Raw genomic sequence first — 16,061 nt, 5'->3', positions numbered from 1 at the left:
GCGATAGACTAGGGAGTGAAAATGACACAGGATCGTCAGGCCATGCTGTGCGGACTGGGGGCCGTAGCCCTGTGGTCGACCGTGGCCACCGCCTTCAAGGTGGCATTGTCCTACATGTCGCCGGTGGAACTGATGTGGATCGCCGCGCTGGTTTCATGGCTGCTGATGGGCGTGCTGGTGAGTCGCCAAGGGTTGATGGGGCAGGCACTGCGCCATGGCTGGCGCACCGCGGCCTGGGCGGGATTGATGAATCCGGTGGCCTACTACCTGGTGCTGTTCGCCGCTTACGATCGGCTGCCCGGCCAGGAAGCCATGGCACTCAACTACACCTGGGCCCTGGCGATGGCGTTTCTCGCCGTGCCGATACTCGGCCAACGCTTGACCCGCCTCGATATCGTCGCCGGGTTGATCGCCTATGCCGGGGTATGGGTGATCGCCACCCGCGGTACGGTGTTCGATGTCGCATTCGCCGATCCGCTGGGAGTCGCCCTGGCATTGGCCTCCACCCTGCTATGGGCCTTGTACTGGCTGCTCAATGCCCGTGACCACCGTCCACCCTTGGTCGCTCAGTGGCAGAACTTCAGCGCCGGCCTGCCGATCCTCACGGCCATCGTGATAGTGGGGCCGGGATTCGAGTGGTACGGCTGGGCCGGGCTGGGGGCGGGAGTCTATGTGGGACTGTTCGAGATGGGCCTCGCCTTCGTGCTGTGGCAACTGGCGGTACAGCGGATTTCACGCACCGCCAAGGTCGCCAATCTGATCTTCCTGGCGCCGCCGGTTTCGTTGGTGTTGTTGTTCTTCATCGTCGGTGAGCCGATCCTGTTCTCGACCTTGATCGGCCTGGTGTTGATTCTTGGAGGACTGGGGCTGCAGCAGTGGCAGAGAGCCCCCACTCCCGCCCCTCAATCCTGATCGGCCAGCGACATGAGGTCATGACGTTCCAGCAGCGCTTCGAGTGCGGGCCAGACATTGTCGAGGATGCGTGGTTGAGCGGCGGCGGTGGGATGGATGCCGTCGCCCTGCATCAATGTCTCGTCGAGGGCAATGTCCTCGAGGATGAAGGGCACCAGTGGTACCTCGTAGGTTTCGGCGAGGCCGGTGTAGACTGCCCGGAACGCCTCGCGATAGGCCTGGCCGTAGTTGGGAGGAATGTCGATGCCCAGCAGCAGTACCTCGGCCCCGGCATCCTGGCTGGCCTCGATCATCTCGGCCAGGTTGCTGCGCATCTGGCGAGGGGGGAGGCCTCGTAGGCCATCATTGCCGCCCAGTTCCAATAGCACCAACTCGGGTTCATGCTGTCGTAACAGGTCGGGCAAGCGTGATACGCCCCCCGAGGTGGTTTCGCCACTGATGCTGGCATTGACCACCCGAACCTCGTCGCCAAGGCGCTCGGCCAGCAGGTCGACCCAGCCCTGATCCTGCTCGATGCCGTAGGCAGCGCTCAGGCTGTCGCCCATCACCAGCAAGGTGGGGCGAGAATCGGCATGCGCCGGGGCAATCGCCAGACATAACCAGACCAGAGACGCCAGCCACAGCCGGGCAGCCACATGCTGCGAACTCCGTGGAATACGCAGGAAAACAGGGAATTCTCTTACCATGTCCGATTCCTCTCGACCCGATCCGACTCCGATTCTACACGCCCGCGCCTTGAACAAGCAGGTGACCAGTGGCGAGCGACCGCTGACCATTCTGAGTGAGCTGGACCTCACGGTGTTCCCCGGTGAGACGCTGGCGATTCTCGGCGCCAGTGGTGCCGGCAAGTCGACGCTGCTGGGCCTGTTGGCAGGATTGGACTCGCCATCCGGCGGTGAGCTGAGCCTGTTCGGTGAGTCGCTGACGCGTCTCGACGAAGACGGTCGGGCCCGACTGCGGGCCGGGCGGGTAGGCTTCGTGTTCCAGAACTTCCAGTTGCTGCCGACCCTGACGGCATTGGAAAACGTGCTGCTGCCGCTGGAGTTGTCGCCACTCGCCGATAGCGAGGCGCGGGGGCGCGACTGGCTGACCCGCGTTGGGTTGGGCGAGCGTCTGGGCCATCTGCCCAAGCAGCTCTCCGGTGGCGAGCAGCAGCGTGTCGCCCTGGCGCGTGCCTTCGTTACCGGCCCCCAACTGGTGTTCGCCGACGAACCCACCGGCAACCTCGATCAGGGCACCGGCAAGAGAATCATCGACCTGCTGTTCGAACTCAATCATGAGGCCGGTACTACCCTGGTCCTGGTGACCCACGATCATGCCCTGGCACGGCGCTGTGACCGCTGCCTGCGCCTGGAGGATGGCCGTCTCGTCGCCATGCAGCACGACGAGGTGGAAGCATGAGGGCAACGTCCAGCATCGCCAACGGGCGGCGCAGCCTGCCATGGTCGGCACCCAGGTCCGTCATGCACTGGCTGGCTCTCTCGGGGCGAGGATTGCGGCGCGATCTGCGCGCCGCCGATGTGCGGGCGCTGTTCGTGGCCCTGGCCCTGGCCGTGGCCGCGGCAACTATGATCGGTTTCTTTCTCGATCGTCTGGAGCGCGGCCTGGAACGCCAGGCCGGTCAGTTGCTCGGCGGCGATCTGGTGCTCGAGCAGTCGCGTCCCTTCGACGATGCGCTGCGGCGTGAGTTGCGCAACGCCGGTCTGATCGTCAGTGAGCAGGTCGATATGGTCTCCATGGTCAGCCAACAGGACGCCTTCCAGCCGGCCAGTCTCAAGGTGGTCGATGCGCATTACCCGCTGTATGGCGAGGTGCATGTCGATCGCGGCGAGGGAATCGAACTTGTGGATCATGGACCCGCCGCCGGTGAGGTTTGGCTGGCACCCCGCCTGGCCCAACTCCTCGAGGTGGACGTGGGTGACCGAGTTCGGGTCGGGCAGGCGACGCTCCGAGTGGGAGGCTGGATCGAGCGCGAGCCCGATCAATCGGCCGGGTTCAGCAGTTTCAACCCGCGCCTGATGATGAACCTGGCCGACCTCGAGGCCACCGGACTGGTGCAGCCCGGCTCTCGTGTCGAGTTCGAACTGTTGGCGGCCGGCCCGCCGGAGGCCGTGGCCAGCCTGGAAGGGCGCTTGAACCAACTGCGGCGCAATGGCGTCGAGGTGCGCGATGTGCGTGTCGATCGTCCGGGCCTGGGGCGTTCGTTGGAGCGGGCCGAGAAGTACCTGAGCCTGGCCGGGTTGGCCGCGGTGCTGCTGGCCGGGGTGGCAGTGGCCATGGCCACCCGTCGTTATGTGGAGCGTCACCTGGATACCGCCGCGCTGCTGCGCTGTTTCGGTGCGTCCCAGGCCCAACTTTCCCGTTTGTTCGCCCTCCAGTTGCTGTGGCTGGCGCTGGCAGCTTCGCTGCTCGGCGCGCTGCTGGGGCTGGCCGGCCAGGCCGGGCTGCTGGCGCTATTGACGCGCTTTCTGCCGTTGCAACTGCCGCCGCCCGGTCTACTGCCCTTGTGGCTGGGGGTGTTGACGGCGCTGGCCGTGCTGGTGGGTTTTGCCGGGCCCACCCTGTTGCGTCTCAAGCGCGTCAGCGCGCTCAAGGTGCTGCGCCGCGAGCTGGCTCCCCTGCCGGCATCGGCCTGGCTGGTGGTGGGTGTGGCCAGCCTGGTCTTCGGCGCGCTGCTGTGGCTCTATTCCGGCGATGCGTGGCTGTCCTTCGGCTTGCTCGGCGGTGGGCTGGCCATGCTGATGGTGCTGTGGATTCTGGGCTGGTTGCTGTTGGGCGCGGTATTGCGTCTCGCCGCGCGCTTTCCCGCGGTCACCGGCGGTACAAACGGTGGCTCGCGACAGGCGATGCGCCTGGGGGCACGGCAATTGGCGCGTCGCCGTCAGGCTAGCCTGGGACAGATGCTGGCCTTCGCGGTGACCTTCGCCGCGATGGCGATGATCGCTCTGGTGCGTGGCGATCTGCTGTCCACCTGGCAAGCCCAGCTGCCCGACGATACCCCCAATTATTTCGCCATCAATATCCAACCTGGCGAACGCGAGGCCTTCATCGCGAGCCTCGAGGGGGCCGTGGACGATCGCACCGCACTCTATCCGATGGTGCGCGGGCGTATCATCGCCATCAACGACCAACCTCCGCGTGAGGCGGTGCCCGCCGAGGCGCGCAGCGATGGCTCGTTGCGTCGTGAACTCAACCTGACCTGGCGCGAACGCCTGCCCGAGGGCAATCGCGTGGTGGCGGGCGAGTGGTTCGACTCGCTGGCGGCGACGGGCTCCGGCGGGGCGGGCTGGTATGGAGAGGCTGACACCCGGTCGACGCAGCGCGTCCCCATTTCCGTGGAGGATGGCCTGGCGGAGCGCCTGGGGCTGGAATTGGGCGACAGCATGACCTTCGCCATCGGTAGCGAGGAGATCACCGGCGAGATCGCCAGTCTGCGCAACCTCGACTGGGACAGCTTCCGGCCCAATTTCTTCGTGATCTTTCCTCCCCAGGTGCTGGAGCGTTTCGGGCATAGCTATATCACCGCGTTCCACCTGCCGCGCGACCGCAGCGATACTCTACAGCGACTGGTCAGCCGGTTTCCCGGTGTCTCGCTGCTCAACGTCGAGGCCATTCTCGGCCAGGTCCGCGACCTGCTCTCCCAGGTCACGCGCGCCGTGGAGCTGGTGCTGGCCTTCGTGCTATTGGCCGGGATCAGTGTCCTGTATGCGGCGCTCACCGCCAGCCACTCCATGCGTGCTCATGAAAGCGGCCTGCTGCGCGTCTTCGGCGCCGGCGACCGGCTGATCTCGCGCGTGCAGGGGGCCGAATTCGCGATTCTCGGTTTCACCAGTGGCCTGATGGGAGCCCTGCTCGCCGAGTTGGCTGCGGCCGGTATCTATCTCGGTTGGCTGGATCTGGTGCCGCGCCTCCACTGGGGGCTGTGGCTGACCCTGCCGGTGGGCGGTGCCCTGCTGATCGGCCTTATCGGCCACGTCCTGTCGCGCGGCGTGCGCCGCCAGACGCCAATGGCCAGCCTGGGACTCCTGGGGGAGGCTTGACGCCGCCAGGCAGGATAGACTGTAACGAACAGTATCAGTGGCAGGGTATGCCACAGGGGCAGTGAACCATGAAAGGTATCGATAGGTGTCGTACAGCGGTTGTGGTGCTGGGCCTTGTCCTGTTCCCCGTCACCTCGGCGCTGGCCAGCGCCGAGCGGTTGGAAGCCGAGCTGCAGGCCATGTTCGGGGACACGGGGACCCTGGAGATCGGCGAGGTCTCTTCCCCCCTGCTGTCGCTGGGTAGCCGGGTGGTCGCCGAGGAACTGGTCTACGACAGCGGCCAGGGGGAACGGGTGCGGATCGACAGCTACACCGTGCGTGGCGATTACGACGCTCCCGATGCTGTGGAGATCGACGGTCTGAGTATCGAGAACAGCCTGTCGGGCCAGATCCTGATGAGTGCCGAACGGCTGCGCTTCGAGGAACCGTCGCGGGCGGTGTTTCCGCTGACCGGCGGCTTGCCGCCGGAAGCAGTACACGTCAAGGGCCTGACTATCGATAGCATCGTCATCGACCTGACGTCGGTTATCGCCGAGGAGATGCTCCATGATACCCCCCTTGCTGGCGGCAGCGGACGTCTGGAGATCGCCCGCGTCGAGGGTCACGAGCTGACGGCGAACCGTATCGGCTGGCTCGAAGTGAGTGACATGACCGCCGTCGGCAAGGGCCTCGGCGAGTTGGGTTCCGGGACGTTTCGCCTGGCGTCGCTGCGCCTCGACGATGTGCGTGATCTCGGTGACGAGGAGGAAGCGCGGATCGGCCAGCTCCTGCTGTCCGACATGGCCATCGACACCGACCAACTGGTAGGGGCCGTCGACCGGCTACGGCTCGATGGCGATATGGATGATGGTGAGGGTGGTCTGTGGCTGGATGGCTTGCGCCTGGACCTGAATCGCATGATCGCCCTGGCGCCCGCTGACCAGCGCACCCAGATGCGCATGCTCAGCAATGTGCTGACCGATGGTGGCGGTAAACTCGATGTGGATGCCGTTTTCGAGGGACGTTGGGAGGCTGACGGTGCCAGTGGCATCCTGCTCAGTCAGAGCGCGATCGATATCGCCGATGCCTTGCGTCTGAGCCTGGATACGGACATCCCGGTGGCGGTGCCCGAGGGCGTCGAGCCGTCCGCCTATCTCGCCGGCCTCGACGATGTCGAAGACGTGATGCTGATGGGTGGCGATGTCGTGCTGCACCTCGAGAACCGGGGGCTATTCGGCCGCCTCGCGTCGGTGGGGGCCGCCATGGCCGGTGTCAGCGAGCAGCAGTATATCGAGCAGGCGCGTGCTCAGGCACGGGGTTTCGGCATGATGCTGGGTAAGGATGTGCAGGACATCCTGCTGGCGCTGGTCGGCATGCTCGAGGGCAAGGTCAGCAAGCTGACGGTCTCGGCCATCCTGCCTGCCGAGAGCAATCTCGACACCTATCGCAAGGATCCGCTGGGGGTGACGGAGCGCGTGACGATCAGCGTCGAAAGCCGCTAGTGCTTCAGTCTGACTAAACCCAAGGTGAGAAATAATGGGGCAGACCATGATCCCCTTTCATGTGAAAGGGGGTCATGGCTAGGGTATTATAGGTACTTCGATTTTCCCGTGATTTCGAGGACCCTCGACGATGTTCAGCCGTGATATGCAGATTGCCGGTTTCGATGATGCCCTGTTCGACGCGATGCAGAAGGAAGTCGCTCGCCAGGAGGCACACATCGAGCTGATCGCCTCCGAAAACTACGCCAGCCCCCGGGTGATGGAAGCTCAGGGCACCCAGCTGACCAACAAGTACGCGGAAGGCTATCCGGGCAAGCGCTACTACGGTGGCTGTGAGTATGTCGATATCGTCGAGGATCTGGCCATCGACTACGCCAAGCAACTGTTTGGTGCGAGCTATGCCAACGTCCAGACACACTCCGGCTCCCAGGCCAATGGCGCCGTCTTCCAGGCGCTGGTCAAGCCGGGCGATACCGTGCTGGGCATGAGCCTGGACGCCGGGGGACACCTGACTCACGGCGCCAAGCCCAACTTTTCCGGCAAGCACTATCATGCCGTGCAGTACGGCATCGACGAGAGCGGTCGTATCGACTACGAGGAAGTCGCGCGTCTGGCTCGCGAGCATCAGCCGAAGATGATCATCGCCGGCTTCTCCGCCTACTCTCAGATCATCGACTGGGCCAGGTTCCGCGAAATCGCCGACGAGGTAGGGGCCTATCTGCTGGTCGATATGGCACACATCGCCGGCCTGGTCGCCGCCGGTATCTATCCGAGTCCGTTGCCGCATGCCCATGTGGTCACGACCACTACCCACAAGACCCTGCGTGGCCCGCGTGGCGGCCTGATCCTCTCCAGCGAGGGTAATGCCGACATCGAGAAGAAGCTGCAGTCGGCGGTGTTCCCGGGTAGCCAGGGCGGTCCCCTGATGCACGTCATCGCCGCCAAGGCGGTGTGCTTCAAGGAAGCCATGTCCGAGGACTTCAAGGTTTATCAGCGCCAGGTGGTGAAGAACGCCCAAGTCATGGCCGGGGTGTTCGTCGAGCGTGGCTATGACATCGTCTCCGGTGGCACCGAGGATCATCTCTTCCTGCTGTCGCTGATCAAGCAGGGCATTACCGGCAAGGACGCGGACGCTGCCTTGGGCCGTGCCCATATCACCGTCAACAAGAACGCTGTGCCGGGTGACCCGCAGAGCCCCTTCGTGACCTCCGGTCTGCGTATCGGCACCCCGGCAGTCACCACGCGCGGCTTTGGCGAAGCCGAGTGCCAGGATCTGGCCGGCTGGATTTGCGACATCCTCGATGCCATGGCCGAGGGCGATTCTTCTGCCGCCGAGGCCAGGATCAAGGCCAAGGTCGAAGCCGTGTGCGCGCGCTTCCCGGTTTATCGCGACTGATCTCGCTCGACGCTCAAGCTCGATCAAGCAAGCGCCTCGGCATATGCCGAGGCGCTTTTTTTTCGCGTTGCCGTTAGCGGTATCGGTCTGTTGTGCTCGACTAACGTCTAAAGGCGCTATGTCTCTTTATGTTCGATCCTATGTCGGACATAGATCGAGCATAGTCCTACATGAGAGTCGGAGCTGGCATGAGCCGAGCCACATCTTCTCCCAACAATCGCGCGTCGCGCCCGGATATCGCCGAGCAGCTCGCCGAGGCGATCTTCAGCGGCGTCTACGCGCCGGGGGATTTCGTGCCCAAGGAGTTGGATCTCTGCGAGCAATTCAGCGTCAGCCGTAGCACGGTGCGCAGCGCCCTGCAGACGCTGGTGGCAGCGGGCATGGTGAAACGCATTTCCGGGCAGGGCAGCCGGGTACGCGAACTGACCGAATGGCATTTGCTCGATCCGCGAGTCAGCGAATGGATGGCGCGATTCGCCCAACCCAATCCGCGTATTTGTCGCGAAATCTTCGCCTTTCGCGTCGCCGTGGAACCCTTTGTGGCGCGTCTGGCGGCCGAGAATGCCACCGCGGCAGACCTGCTGGAGATCGAAACCGCCTATCACGGCATGATTCGTGCGCTCGAAACCCCCGACCATCATTACCAGGGTATCAGTCACGACGATCATGACGTGGCGTTCCACGAAGCGATCTTCGCCGCGACCCATAACCTGCTGTGGTCGCAGATCAGTCATGTGCTCAAGCCGGCCATTGCCTTGCTGGTCGAAACCTCCAATCACAGCGCCGATGAACTCAATGACAGCATGGAGCGTCACCGTCGCTTGATGGAAGCGATCCGCCTGCGTCAGCCCGAACAGGCCGAAGCCGCCGCCCTGTCGGTCCTCGAGCGTACCGGCCTCGACCTGGGGTTGGAGGGCCTGAGCGACAAGCTTCCCTCCCTGGGGCTACGGGACGCAGTCCGTTCCGAGCCATCCTGATGGCTCTTGCCGAAACGGTGCCGCCGGTACCGACAACAACAACCGTCGAATGCAATAGAGGAAAATCATCATGACCACACCCACGCCGCTCAAGCATGTCGCTCTCAAGACCTTGACCGCTGCGGTACTTGGCTCACTTGCCTTCGGCGTTCAAGCCGCCGAATACGAGTGGACCTTCCAAACCTCGGAGACCTCCGGGGAGCCACAGTTCGAGCTCAAGAAGGAATGGGCCGAGAACGTCAACCGCATGTCCGGCGGGCGCATCGAGATCGAGATTCTGCCGGTCAATGCCGTGGTTCAGGCCAACCAGACGCTCGACGCCGTCGAGGCCGGCATCCTGCAGGGGCACCTGACCGACCCCAGCTACTTCTCCGGCCGCGATCCGGCCTTCGGCATGCTCGGCAATCTGGTGGGCGCCTGGGGTGATCCGCTCGAATTTCTCGAATACATGAACCACGGTGGTGGCGAGGAACTCTACAACGAGCTGGTCAACCCCTATGGCGTACACCTGATCGGTGCCGCCGCTACGGGGCTGGAATCCTTCCCTTCCAAGCGACCAATCCGCAGCGTGGAAGACCTGGAAGGCCTCAAGGTCCGCGCTCCGGAAGGCATGGTCTACAACATCTTCGAGAAGGCCGGGGCCGCGCCGGTCAACCTGCCGGGCTCCGAAGTCTATACCTCGCTGGAGAAGGGGGTGATCGACGCCGCCGATTATACGGTGTTCTCCACCAACCACAGCCAGGGGCTGCACAGCTTCGCCCAGTATCCCAACTACCCGGGCTTCCACTCCCTGCCGATGGTGTCGGTATCGCTGAACAAGGGCATCTGGGACGGCCTGTCCGATGACCTGAAGGCGATCCTCGAGACCTCGGTAGACAGGCTGGCCTATGAGATGGTCTTCGAACTCAAGAAGCTGGATCTCGAGGCCGTGGCCGAGGCACGCAACAATCCGGACATCGAGCTGATCGACATGCCCGCCGAGGAACGCGCCAAGTTCCGTAACATCGCCAAGGACGAGTGGGCCGCCTGGGCCGAGCGTAGTGAGATGAACCAGAAGATCTATGACTCGGTGGTCGAGTTCCTGCAGGCTCGCAACCTGATGTAAGCCGGCGGATGCCAATTCATTCATCAACCATCTGACCGAGGGATCGCCCGAGGCAATGCCTTGGGCGATTCGCGGAGGCAGTCAATGTCGCAACAAACTTCCGACCCGCAAGACCTGTCCGAGGTGCTGGAACAGGCCGAGGATGTCGCCCCCGAACGCAACGCCCTCGACCGCCTGGTGTCGCGCGGCGCCCGCGGCGCCGCCTGGCTGATCCTGCTGGCCATGGCCATCAGCGTGGTCGAGGTGGGCCTGCGCTACGGCTTCAACAACCCCACCTCCTGGGTCCACGAGAGCGTGGTGTTCCTGGTCGCCATCAGCTTCGCCCTGGGCGGCCCGGCGGCGCTGGCCCGCAACAGCCATATCCGCGTCAAGGTGCTCTACGACAGCGTCGGGCCGCGTTTCCGGGGCTGGATGGATCGCTTCAACGACCTGGTCACCCTGGGCTTCTGCCTGACCATGAGCTACGCCGCCTTCCACATGTTCTGGCGCGCCTCGCACAACCCGCTCGGCGCGTGGCAGCTCGAGCGCTCCGGGACCTCGTGGAATCCGCCCTTTCCGGCCCTGGTCAAGGGCATCATCCTGTTCGCCCTGGCGCTGATGACCCTGCAGGCGGCGTTGCACCTGCTGCAGTCGCTGCGCGCCCGGCCCGCCACACCCCTGACCGAGGAGCGCCGCTGATGGACATCGGTACCGCGACGCTGCTGATGGTCGGCGCGATCTTCGCGCTGCTGGTCACCGGGCTGCCGCTGGCCTTCATCACCGGCCTGGTGGCCATGGCCTTCACCTTCGGCTGGTTCGGCGAGACCGCGCTGCCGCTGGTCACCAGCCGCGTCTACAGCTTCATCACCGAGTACTCGCTGGTCGCCGTGCCGATGTTCGTGCTGATGGCCTCGCTGCTCGACCGCTCGGGCATCGCCAAGGACCTGTTCAACGCCATGCGCGTGTTCGCCGGGCGCCTGCCCGGGGGCGTGGCGGTGCAGACCATCGTGGTGGCGTTCTTCCTCGCCGCGCTGTCGGGGATCATCGGCGGCGAGATCGTGCTGCTGGGGATCCTGGCGCTGCCGCAGATGCTGCGCCTGGGCTACGACAAGCGCCTGTCGATCGGCGTGGTGTGCGCCGGCGGGGCGCTGGGCACCATGATGCCGCCGTCGATCGTGCTGATCATCTACGGCCTGATCGCCAGCGTGTCGATCGCCGAGCTGTTCACCGCCGCGATCACCCCGGCGGTGATCCTGATGGGCGCGTACATCGCCTACGTGCTGGTGCGCTGCCTGAAGAACCCCGCGCTCGGCCCGCCGCTGGACGCGACCACCCAGGACAACCCCTTCGCCAACAAGCTCGAGGCGGTCAAGGCCATCCTGCTGCCGGGGCTGATCGCCTTCCTGGTGCTGGGCACCATCTACGGCGGCATCGCCTCGGTGACCGAGGCCGCGGCGATGGGCGTGTTCGGGGTGCTGCTGGCGATCGTGGTGCGCGGCGAGTTCAGTGTGGGCATGCTGCACCACAGCCTGGGCCAGACGCTCAACACCTGCGGCATGATCATCTGGATCGGCATCGGCGCCGCGGCGCTGGTCGGGGTCTACAACCTGATGGGCGGCAACCGCTTCGTGTCGGGGCTGATCCTGGGGCTCGAGGTGGCGCCGATCGTGATCATCCTGGTGATGATGGGCATCATGCTGGTGCTGGGGCTGTTTCTCGACTGGATCGGGATCGCCATGCTGGCGCTGCCGATCTTCCTGCCGATCGTCAGCCAACTGGGCTTCGACCCGATCTGGTTCGGGATCCTGTTCGCGGTCAACATGCAGGTGTCGTTCCTGTCACCGCCGTTCGGGCCGGCGGCCTTCTACCTCAAGAGCGTGGCGCCGCCGGAGATCAGCCTCAAGGACATCTACCTGTCGGTGCTGCCGTTCATGCTGATCCAGCTGTGCGTGCTGGCGGCGCTGCTGCTGTGGCCGCAACTGGCCATCTGGCCATTGTAGACGGAATTGTCCGTAATTTTATCGCCAATGTCAGAAAAACCGCCGACCCTGGGTCGGCGGTTTTTCTCAAGAAAGAGAAGTGCCGCTGCCGATAATGCTACTGGGAGATGGGAGAAAAGTGATGAAGAATTGGTGGAGAATATCCGAATATTGTTTCGTGGGATTTTAAACCCTTAGTGTCTCAAGGTATTGATCGATTATCTCGCTCGGCGATAGCCGTATATCAAGAAGAGTGGCCTCATCTTGACTGGGTGGCTGCAGGTCGTGCAGCTGGCTGTCAAGCATATGGTCGCCTTGAAAGAAGTGGCCCTGACGATTCTTTAAGCGTTGCAACAATACTTCACGCTCACCATGAAGATAGAGAATGCGCAATGCCGGCGCGCCTTGGCGCAGTATGTCGCGGTAGCGATGCTTGAGTGCCGAGCAGCCGATAACCAACGATTTTCCGTGCTGTTGATAATCACGGTAGAAACCGGAAAGCGTTTGTAGCCAACCTTCACGATCGCCATCATTGAGCGGCTCGCCACGCGACATCTTGGCGATACTGGTAGCACTGTGGTGATCGTCGGCATCGATGAAGTCCGCATGCAGGCGTTCGGCAATGAGCCGACCTATATGCGATTTTCCGGAGCCTGATACGCCCATTACCAGAATGGATTCCGGTCTGATATTCATGGTGAGCTTGCCTGAATATTTCATTGTAAATCTGGGAAAGATTATAACGAATTGCTGAGGGATATAGCCAGGAAATCTGTGATAATGAGTGTGCTCTTTCCATTCATTCATGCCTTTTCATCTACTCTTGTGCTGATGCGCCCTAACAGTGCGCTCCGAAAGCCTACCTGGCATGGTTGTGCTCCCTCATGGTGCATGGTGGCTGGAGGAGCCGATGGCCAAGTCTTCCAAAGCGATGGCCAAGGCGGTAGTACAGGACTTGGCACGCTACGTGCTAGGTTCACCAATACCATGCAAGCCAAGCAGGTGTTGCCATGACACTGCCGTCCTCTCCGCCCCGAATGGTGTTCACCGACCTCGACGGCTCCCTGTTGGACCACGATACCTACGACTGGCGCCCTGCCAGTCCCTGGTTGGCCCGCTTGGGTCGTGCCGGTATCCCGGTGATACCGGTGACCAGCAAGACGCGCGCCGAGCTGCTGTCGTTACGTCTCGAACTCGGGTTACGAGCCAGCCCCTTCGTTGCCGAGAACGGTGCGGTCATCGGCTTGCCACCGGCCTGGCAACATGCGCGCCTGGACCGCAATCCCAACGATGTCGAGGGCTTGTGCATCAAGACGCCGAGCCTGGACATCGGCTTCATCCGCCAACGCCTCGAGATATTGCGAGAGCGACTGGGACTGGCATTTCGTGGCATGGCCGACATGGACCTGGAAGAGATCATGTCCCATACCGGCTTGTCCGAGCCGCAGGCGCGTCAGGCACGAGTCCGTGAAGGCAGCGAGCCTCTGCTGTGGCAGGATTCCGAGGCTGCCTTGGCGCGTTTCATTCAAGCCCTCGACAATGATGGCTTGCGCCTGGTTCGGGGCGGGCGCTTCCTGCATGTGATGGGCCAAGTGCACAAGGGCGATGCCATGCATTGGCTGGTCGACCGCTTCGTGGCGCTGCGTGGAGCCCGCCCGCTGACGCTTGGGCTCGGGGATGGCCCCAATGACATCCCGCTGCTCGAATCGGCGGATATGGCCGTGCTGATTCGTGGCCGCCATGGTCAGCCGGTCGAGGTCAATAGCGAGCGGCTCTATCGCACCGAGGACTTTGGCCCGAAGGGGTGGGCTGAAGGAGTGGAATATTGGTGGGGCGATGAGATCCCCGACGATTCGGCAGCCGCGGAGGGCCCGGCATGAGTGATTTCTATCAGAACGGCATCATTACCAACTTCCACAACCTGACCGGCCGGCCGGTGGAGGCGCTGGAAGCCGACTTGGTGCGCTTTTCCATGCGACGTCCCATGGGGCTTATCCTGCCGTCACTGTATTCCGAGCTGGAAGGGCCGGCGCTGTCGCCTATCGTCGACGAACTGGCCAAGGTGCCGTATCTGTCGGAGATCGTCATCGGCCTGGATTGCGCCAACCGCGATCAGTTCCTGCACGCTCGGGAGTTCTTCTCGCGGCTGCCGCAGCACCATCGCATCCTGTGGAACGATGGACCGCGACTCAAGGCACTGGACGCCGAATTGGCCGCCGAGGGCATTTCTCCCCAGGAGCCGGGCAAGGGGCGCAACGTCTGGTACTGTGCGGGTTACGTGCAGGCCTCGCGCCGTGCCGAGGCGGTGGCGTTGCACGATTGTGACATCGTCACCTACGACCGTGGCCTGCTGGCCAGACTGATCTATCCCGTCGCTCACCCACAATTCAACTACGAATTCTGCAAGGGTTACTACGCGCGCATTGCCGAGGGCAAGCTCAAGGGCCGAGTGGCGCGGCTGATGGTGACGCCGCTGATTCGTGCCCTGAAAAAGATCTATGGTCCACTGCCGTACCTGGACTATCTCGACAGCTATCGCTATCCGCTGTCCGGCGAGTGCTCCATGCGCGCCGATGTGCTCGATGGGATCCGCATCCCCAGTGACTGGGGGCTGGAAATCGGCGTGCTCTCGGAGGTGCATCGCAACTATTCCACCAAGCGGCTGTGCCAGGTGGATATCGCCGATATCTACGACCACAAGCACCAGCCGGTGTCCGAGGACGACCCCAGCGGCGGCCTCAACCGCATGAGCCTGGACATTGCCAAGGCGCTGTATCGCAAGCTGGCGACGCTGGGCGTGCAGATCAACGCCGAGAGTTTCCGCACCATCAAGGCCACCTACTATCGTATCGCCCTGGATCTGATCGAAACCTACGACAACGATGCCATCATGAACGGCCTGAAGCTCGACCGGCACAGCGAGGAGCAGGTCGTGGAGCTGTTCGCCGCCAACATCATGGAAGCCGGCGCTGTTTTTCTCGACAATCCTCGAGACAAGCCCTTCATCCCCAGCTGGAATCGCGTGCAGGCGGCGATTCCCGACCTGCTCGAACGTATGCACGCTGCGGTCGAGTTGGATAACAAGGGCAAGGTGTAGTTTAGCTCTCTTGTCCTCGCTCAAGTCGCACTCGCGCAATCCGGTAGTATGCTGAGAGAACACGCTCATGCGTTCGCGCGAGGATGTTGCCTGCATGACGACATTGACCTTTCAGGGCGCGGTCGGCGAGTACCTAAGGCAGCCTTGACGGAAAGCGGCATAGAGGCCGAGATTCCCGGACCCGGGGATCGCGTTTTCTTATGATAGGAGGCATCCCGTGAGCAATCCTGTCGTTACCCACTTCTTCGACGAACTCACCAACACCTTCAGCTACGTGGTGCAGGACCCGGCGAGCCGCGCCTGCGCCATTCTCGATTCGGTGCTGGACTTCGACTACGCTGCCGGGCGTACGGAGGTGCGTTCCGCCGGTGCCATCATCGATTTCATCGAGCGCGAAGGTCTCGGTGTCGAATGGATCCTCGAGACCCACGTCCACGCCGACCATCTATCGGCTGCTCCTTACCTGCATGACAAGCTGGGGGGCAAGACCGGGATCGGTGCCAGAATCACCGAAGTCCAGGAGCTCTTCGGCAAGGTGTTCAACGCCGGTACCGAGTTTTCCCGCGATGGTAGCCAGTTCGACAGGCTGTTCGAGGAGGGCGATACCTTCAATATCGGTACCCTGGAAGGGAGGGTCATGCACACCCCGGGCCACACGCCGGCCTGTCTGACCTATGTGGTCGGTGATGCCGCCTTCATCGGCGACACCCTGTTCATGCCTGATTACGGCACGGCGCGTTGCGATTTCCCCGGTGGCGATGCCCGTAGCATGTATCGCTCGATCCACAAGGTGCTGGCCTTGTCGCCCGAGACTCGCCTGTTCCTGTGTCACGACTACAAGGCACCAGGGCGCGAGGAGTACCAGCACCAGACCAGCGTTGCCGAGCAGCGTGCCCACAACGTGCATGTACACGAGGGCATCGGCGAGGACGAGTTCGTCAAGATGCGCACCGAGCGTGATGCCATGCTCGATATACCGCGTCTGATAGTGCCCTCGGTGCAGGTCAACATGCGGGCCGGCCATATGCCGCCGCCCGAGGACAACGGCCAGGTCTATCTGAAAGTCCCGATCAATCGTTTCTGAGCCGGCCATGC

The 16,061-nt window shown here is 63.1% G+C and carries 14 protein-coding genes; 12 read left to right on the top strand and 2 right to left on the bottom strand.

What is annotated here, in order from left to right:
• Positions 1 to 21 precede the first annotated feature (21 nt).
• Positions 22 to 912, top strand: a complete 891-nt coding sequence (locus tag ACFOEV_RS14780; protein WP_386775255.1) for a DMT family transporter — start codon at positions 22 to 24, stop codon at positions 910 to 912.
• Here the strand turns inward: ACFOEV_RS14780 and ACFOEV_RS14775 are convergent.
• Positions 903 to 1,598 (bottom strand): arylesterase, encoded by a 696-nt coding sequence (locus ACFOEV_RS14775; protein WP_386775254.1) that lies wholly within the window; start codon positions 1,596 to 1,598, stop codon positions 903 to 905. The two genes, ACFOEV_RS14780 and ACFOEV_RS14775, sit on opposite strands and share 10 nt — an antisense overlap.
• On the opposite strand from ACFOEV_RS14775, the gene ACFOEV_RS14770 reads away from it, so the two are divergent.
• From ACFOEV_RS14770 to ACFOEV_RS14735, 8 genes are all read left to right on the top strand, one after another.
• Positions 1,597 to 2,313 carry an ABC transporter ATP-binding protein gene (locus tag ACFOEV_RS14770; protein ID WP_386775253.1) on the top strand — a complete coding sequence of 239 codons (717 nt, stop codon included), beginning with the start codon at positions 1,597 to 1,599 and terminating at the stop codon, positions 2,311 to 2,313. The genes ACFOEV_RS14775 and ACFOEV_RS14770 overlap by 2 nt on opposite strands.
• 62 nt (positions 2,314 to 2,375) lie before the next feature.
• On the top strand, positions 2,376 to 4,952 hold the full coding sequence (locus ACFOEV_RS14765) for an ABC transporter permease (protein ID WP_386775589.1): 2,577 nt from the start codon (positions 2,376 to 2,378) through the stop codon (positions 4,950 to 4,952).
• A gap of 68 nt (positions 4,953 to 5,020) precedes the next feature.
• Entirely contained in the window at positions 5,021 to 6,433 is a 1,413-nt protein-coding gene (locus ACFOEV_RS14760; RefSeq protein WP_386775251.1) for a hypothetical protein, read from the top strand.
• Positions 6,434 to 6,563: 130 nt separating this feature from the next.
• A complete protein-coding gene (glyA, locus tag ACFOEV_RS14755) occupies positions 6,564 to 7,829 on the top strand; it encodes a serine hydroxymethyltransferase (protein ID WP_386775249.1) in 1,266 nt (421 codons plus the stop codon).
• A 188-nt stretch (positions 7,830 to 8,017) separates the two neighbouring features.
• Entirely contained in the window at positions 8,018 to 8,806 is a 789-nt protein-coding gene (locus ACFOEV_RS14750) for a FadR/GntR family transcriptional regulator (protein ID WP_386775248.1), read from the top strand.
• A gap of 70 nt (positions 8,807 to 8,876) precedes the next feature.
• Positions 8,877 to 9,911 (top strand): TRAP transporter substrate-binding protein, encoded by a 1,035-nt coding sequence (locus ACFOEV_RS14745; RefSeq protein WP_386775246.1) that lies wholly within the window; start codon positions 8,877 to 8,879, stop codon positions 9,909 to 9,911.
• A gap of 84 nt (positions 9,912 to 9,995) precedes the next feature.
• Positions 9,996 to 10,589, top strand: a complete 594-nt coding sequence (locus tag ACFOEV_RS14740; protein WP_386775244.1) for a TRAP transporter small permease subunit — start codon at positions 9,996 to 9,998, stop codon at positions 10,587 to 10,589.
• Positions 10,589 to 11,890: a TRAP transporter large permease gene (locus ACFOEV_RS14735; RefSeq protein WP_386775242.1), complete on the top strand. Its 1,302-nt coding sequence runs from the start codon at positions 10,589 to 10,591 to the stop codon at positions 11,888 to 11,890. Before ACFOEV_RS14740 ends, ACFOEV_RS14735 begins: the two co-directional genes overlap by 1 nt.
• Before the next feature lie 165 nt (positions 11,891 to 12,055).
• On the opposite strand, the gene ACFOEV_RS14730 is transcribed toward ACFOEV_RS14735, so the two are convergent.
• Positions 12,056 to 12,676: a gluconokinase gene (locus ACFOEV_RS14730; RefSeq protein ID WP_386775240.1), complete on the bottom strand. Its 621-nt coding sequence runs from the start codon at positions 12,674 to 12,676 to the stop codon at positions 12,056 to 12,058.
• A 203-nt stretch (positions 12,677 to 12,879) separates the two neighbouring features.
• On the opposite strand from ACFOEV_RS14730, the gene ACFOEV_RS14725 reads away from it, so the two are divergent.
• The 3 genes from ACFOEV_RS14725 to ACFOEV_RS14715 all read left to right on the top strand — a co-directional run bounded on the left by ACFOEV_RS14725 (position 12,880) and on the right by ACFOEV_RS14715 (position 16,050).
• Entirely contained in the window at positions 12,880 to 13,749 is an 870-nt protein-coding gene (locus ACFOEV_RS14725) for an HAD-IIB family hydrolase (protein WP_386775238.1), read from the top strand.
• The gene (locus tag ACFOEV_RS14720; RefSeq protein WP_386775236.1) at positions 13,746 to 14,966 is read left to right on the top strand and encodes a glycosyl transferase; all 1,221 of its coding nucleotides are present in this window, start codon (positions 13,746 to 13,748) and stop codon (positions 14,964 to 14,966) included. The genes ACFOEV_RS14725 and ACFOEV_RS14720 overlap by 4 nt, the downstream gene beginning before the upstream one ends.
• Positions 14,967 to 15,183: 217 nt before the next feature.
• Complete coding sequence (locus tag ACFOEV_RS14715; protein ID WP_386775234.1) at positions 15,184 to 16,050, top strand: MBL fold metallo-hydrolase; 867 nt, start codon at positions 15,184 to 15,186, stop codon at positions 16,048 to 16,050.
• The last annotated feature ends 11 nt before the right edge of the window (positions 16,051 to 16,061 follow it).

Source organism: Litchfieldella rifensis (assembly GCF_042646605.1).
Lineage (GTDB): Bacteria > Pseudomonadota > Gammaproteobacteria > Pseudomonadales > Halomonadaceae > Litchfieldella > Litchfieldella rifensis.
This window is presented reverse-complemented; position numbering and strand designations above follow the sequence as displayed.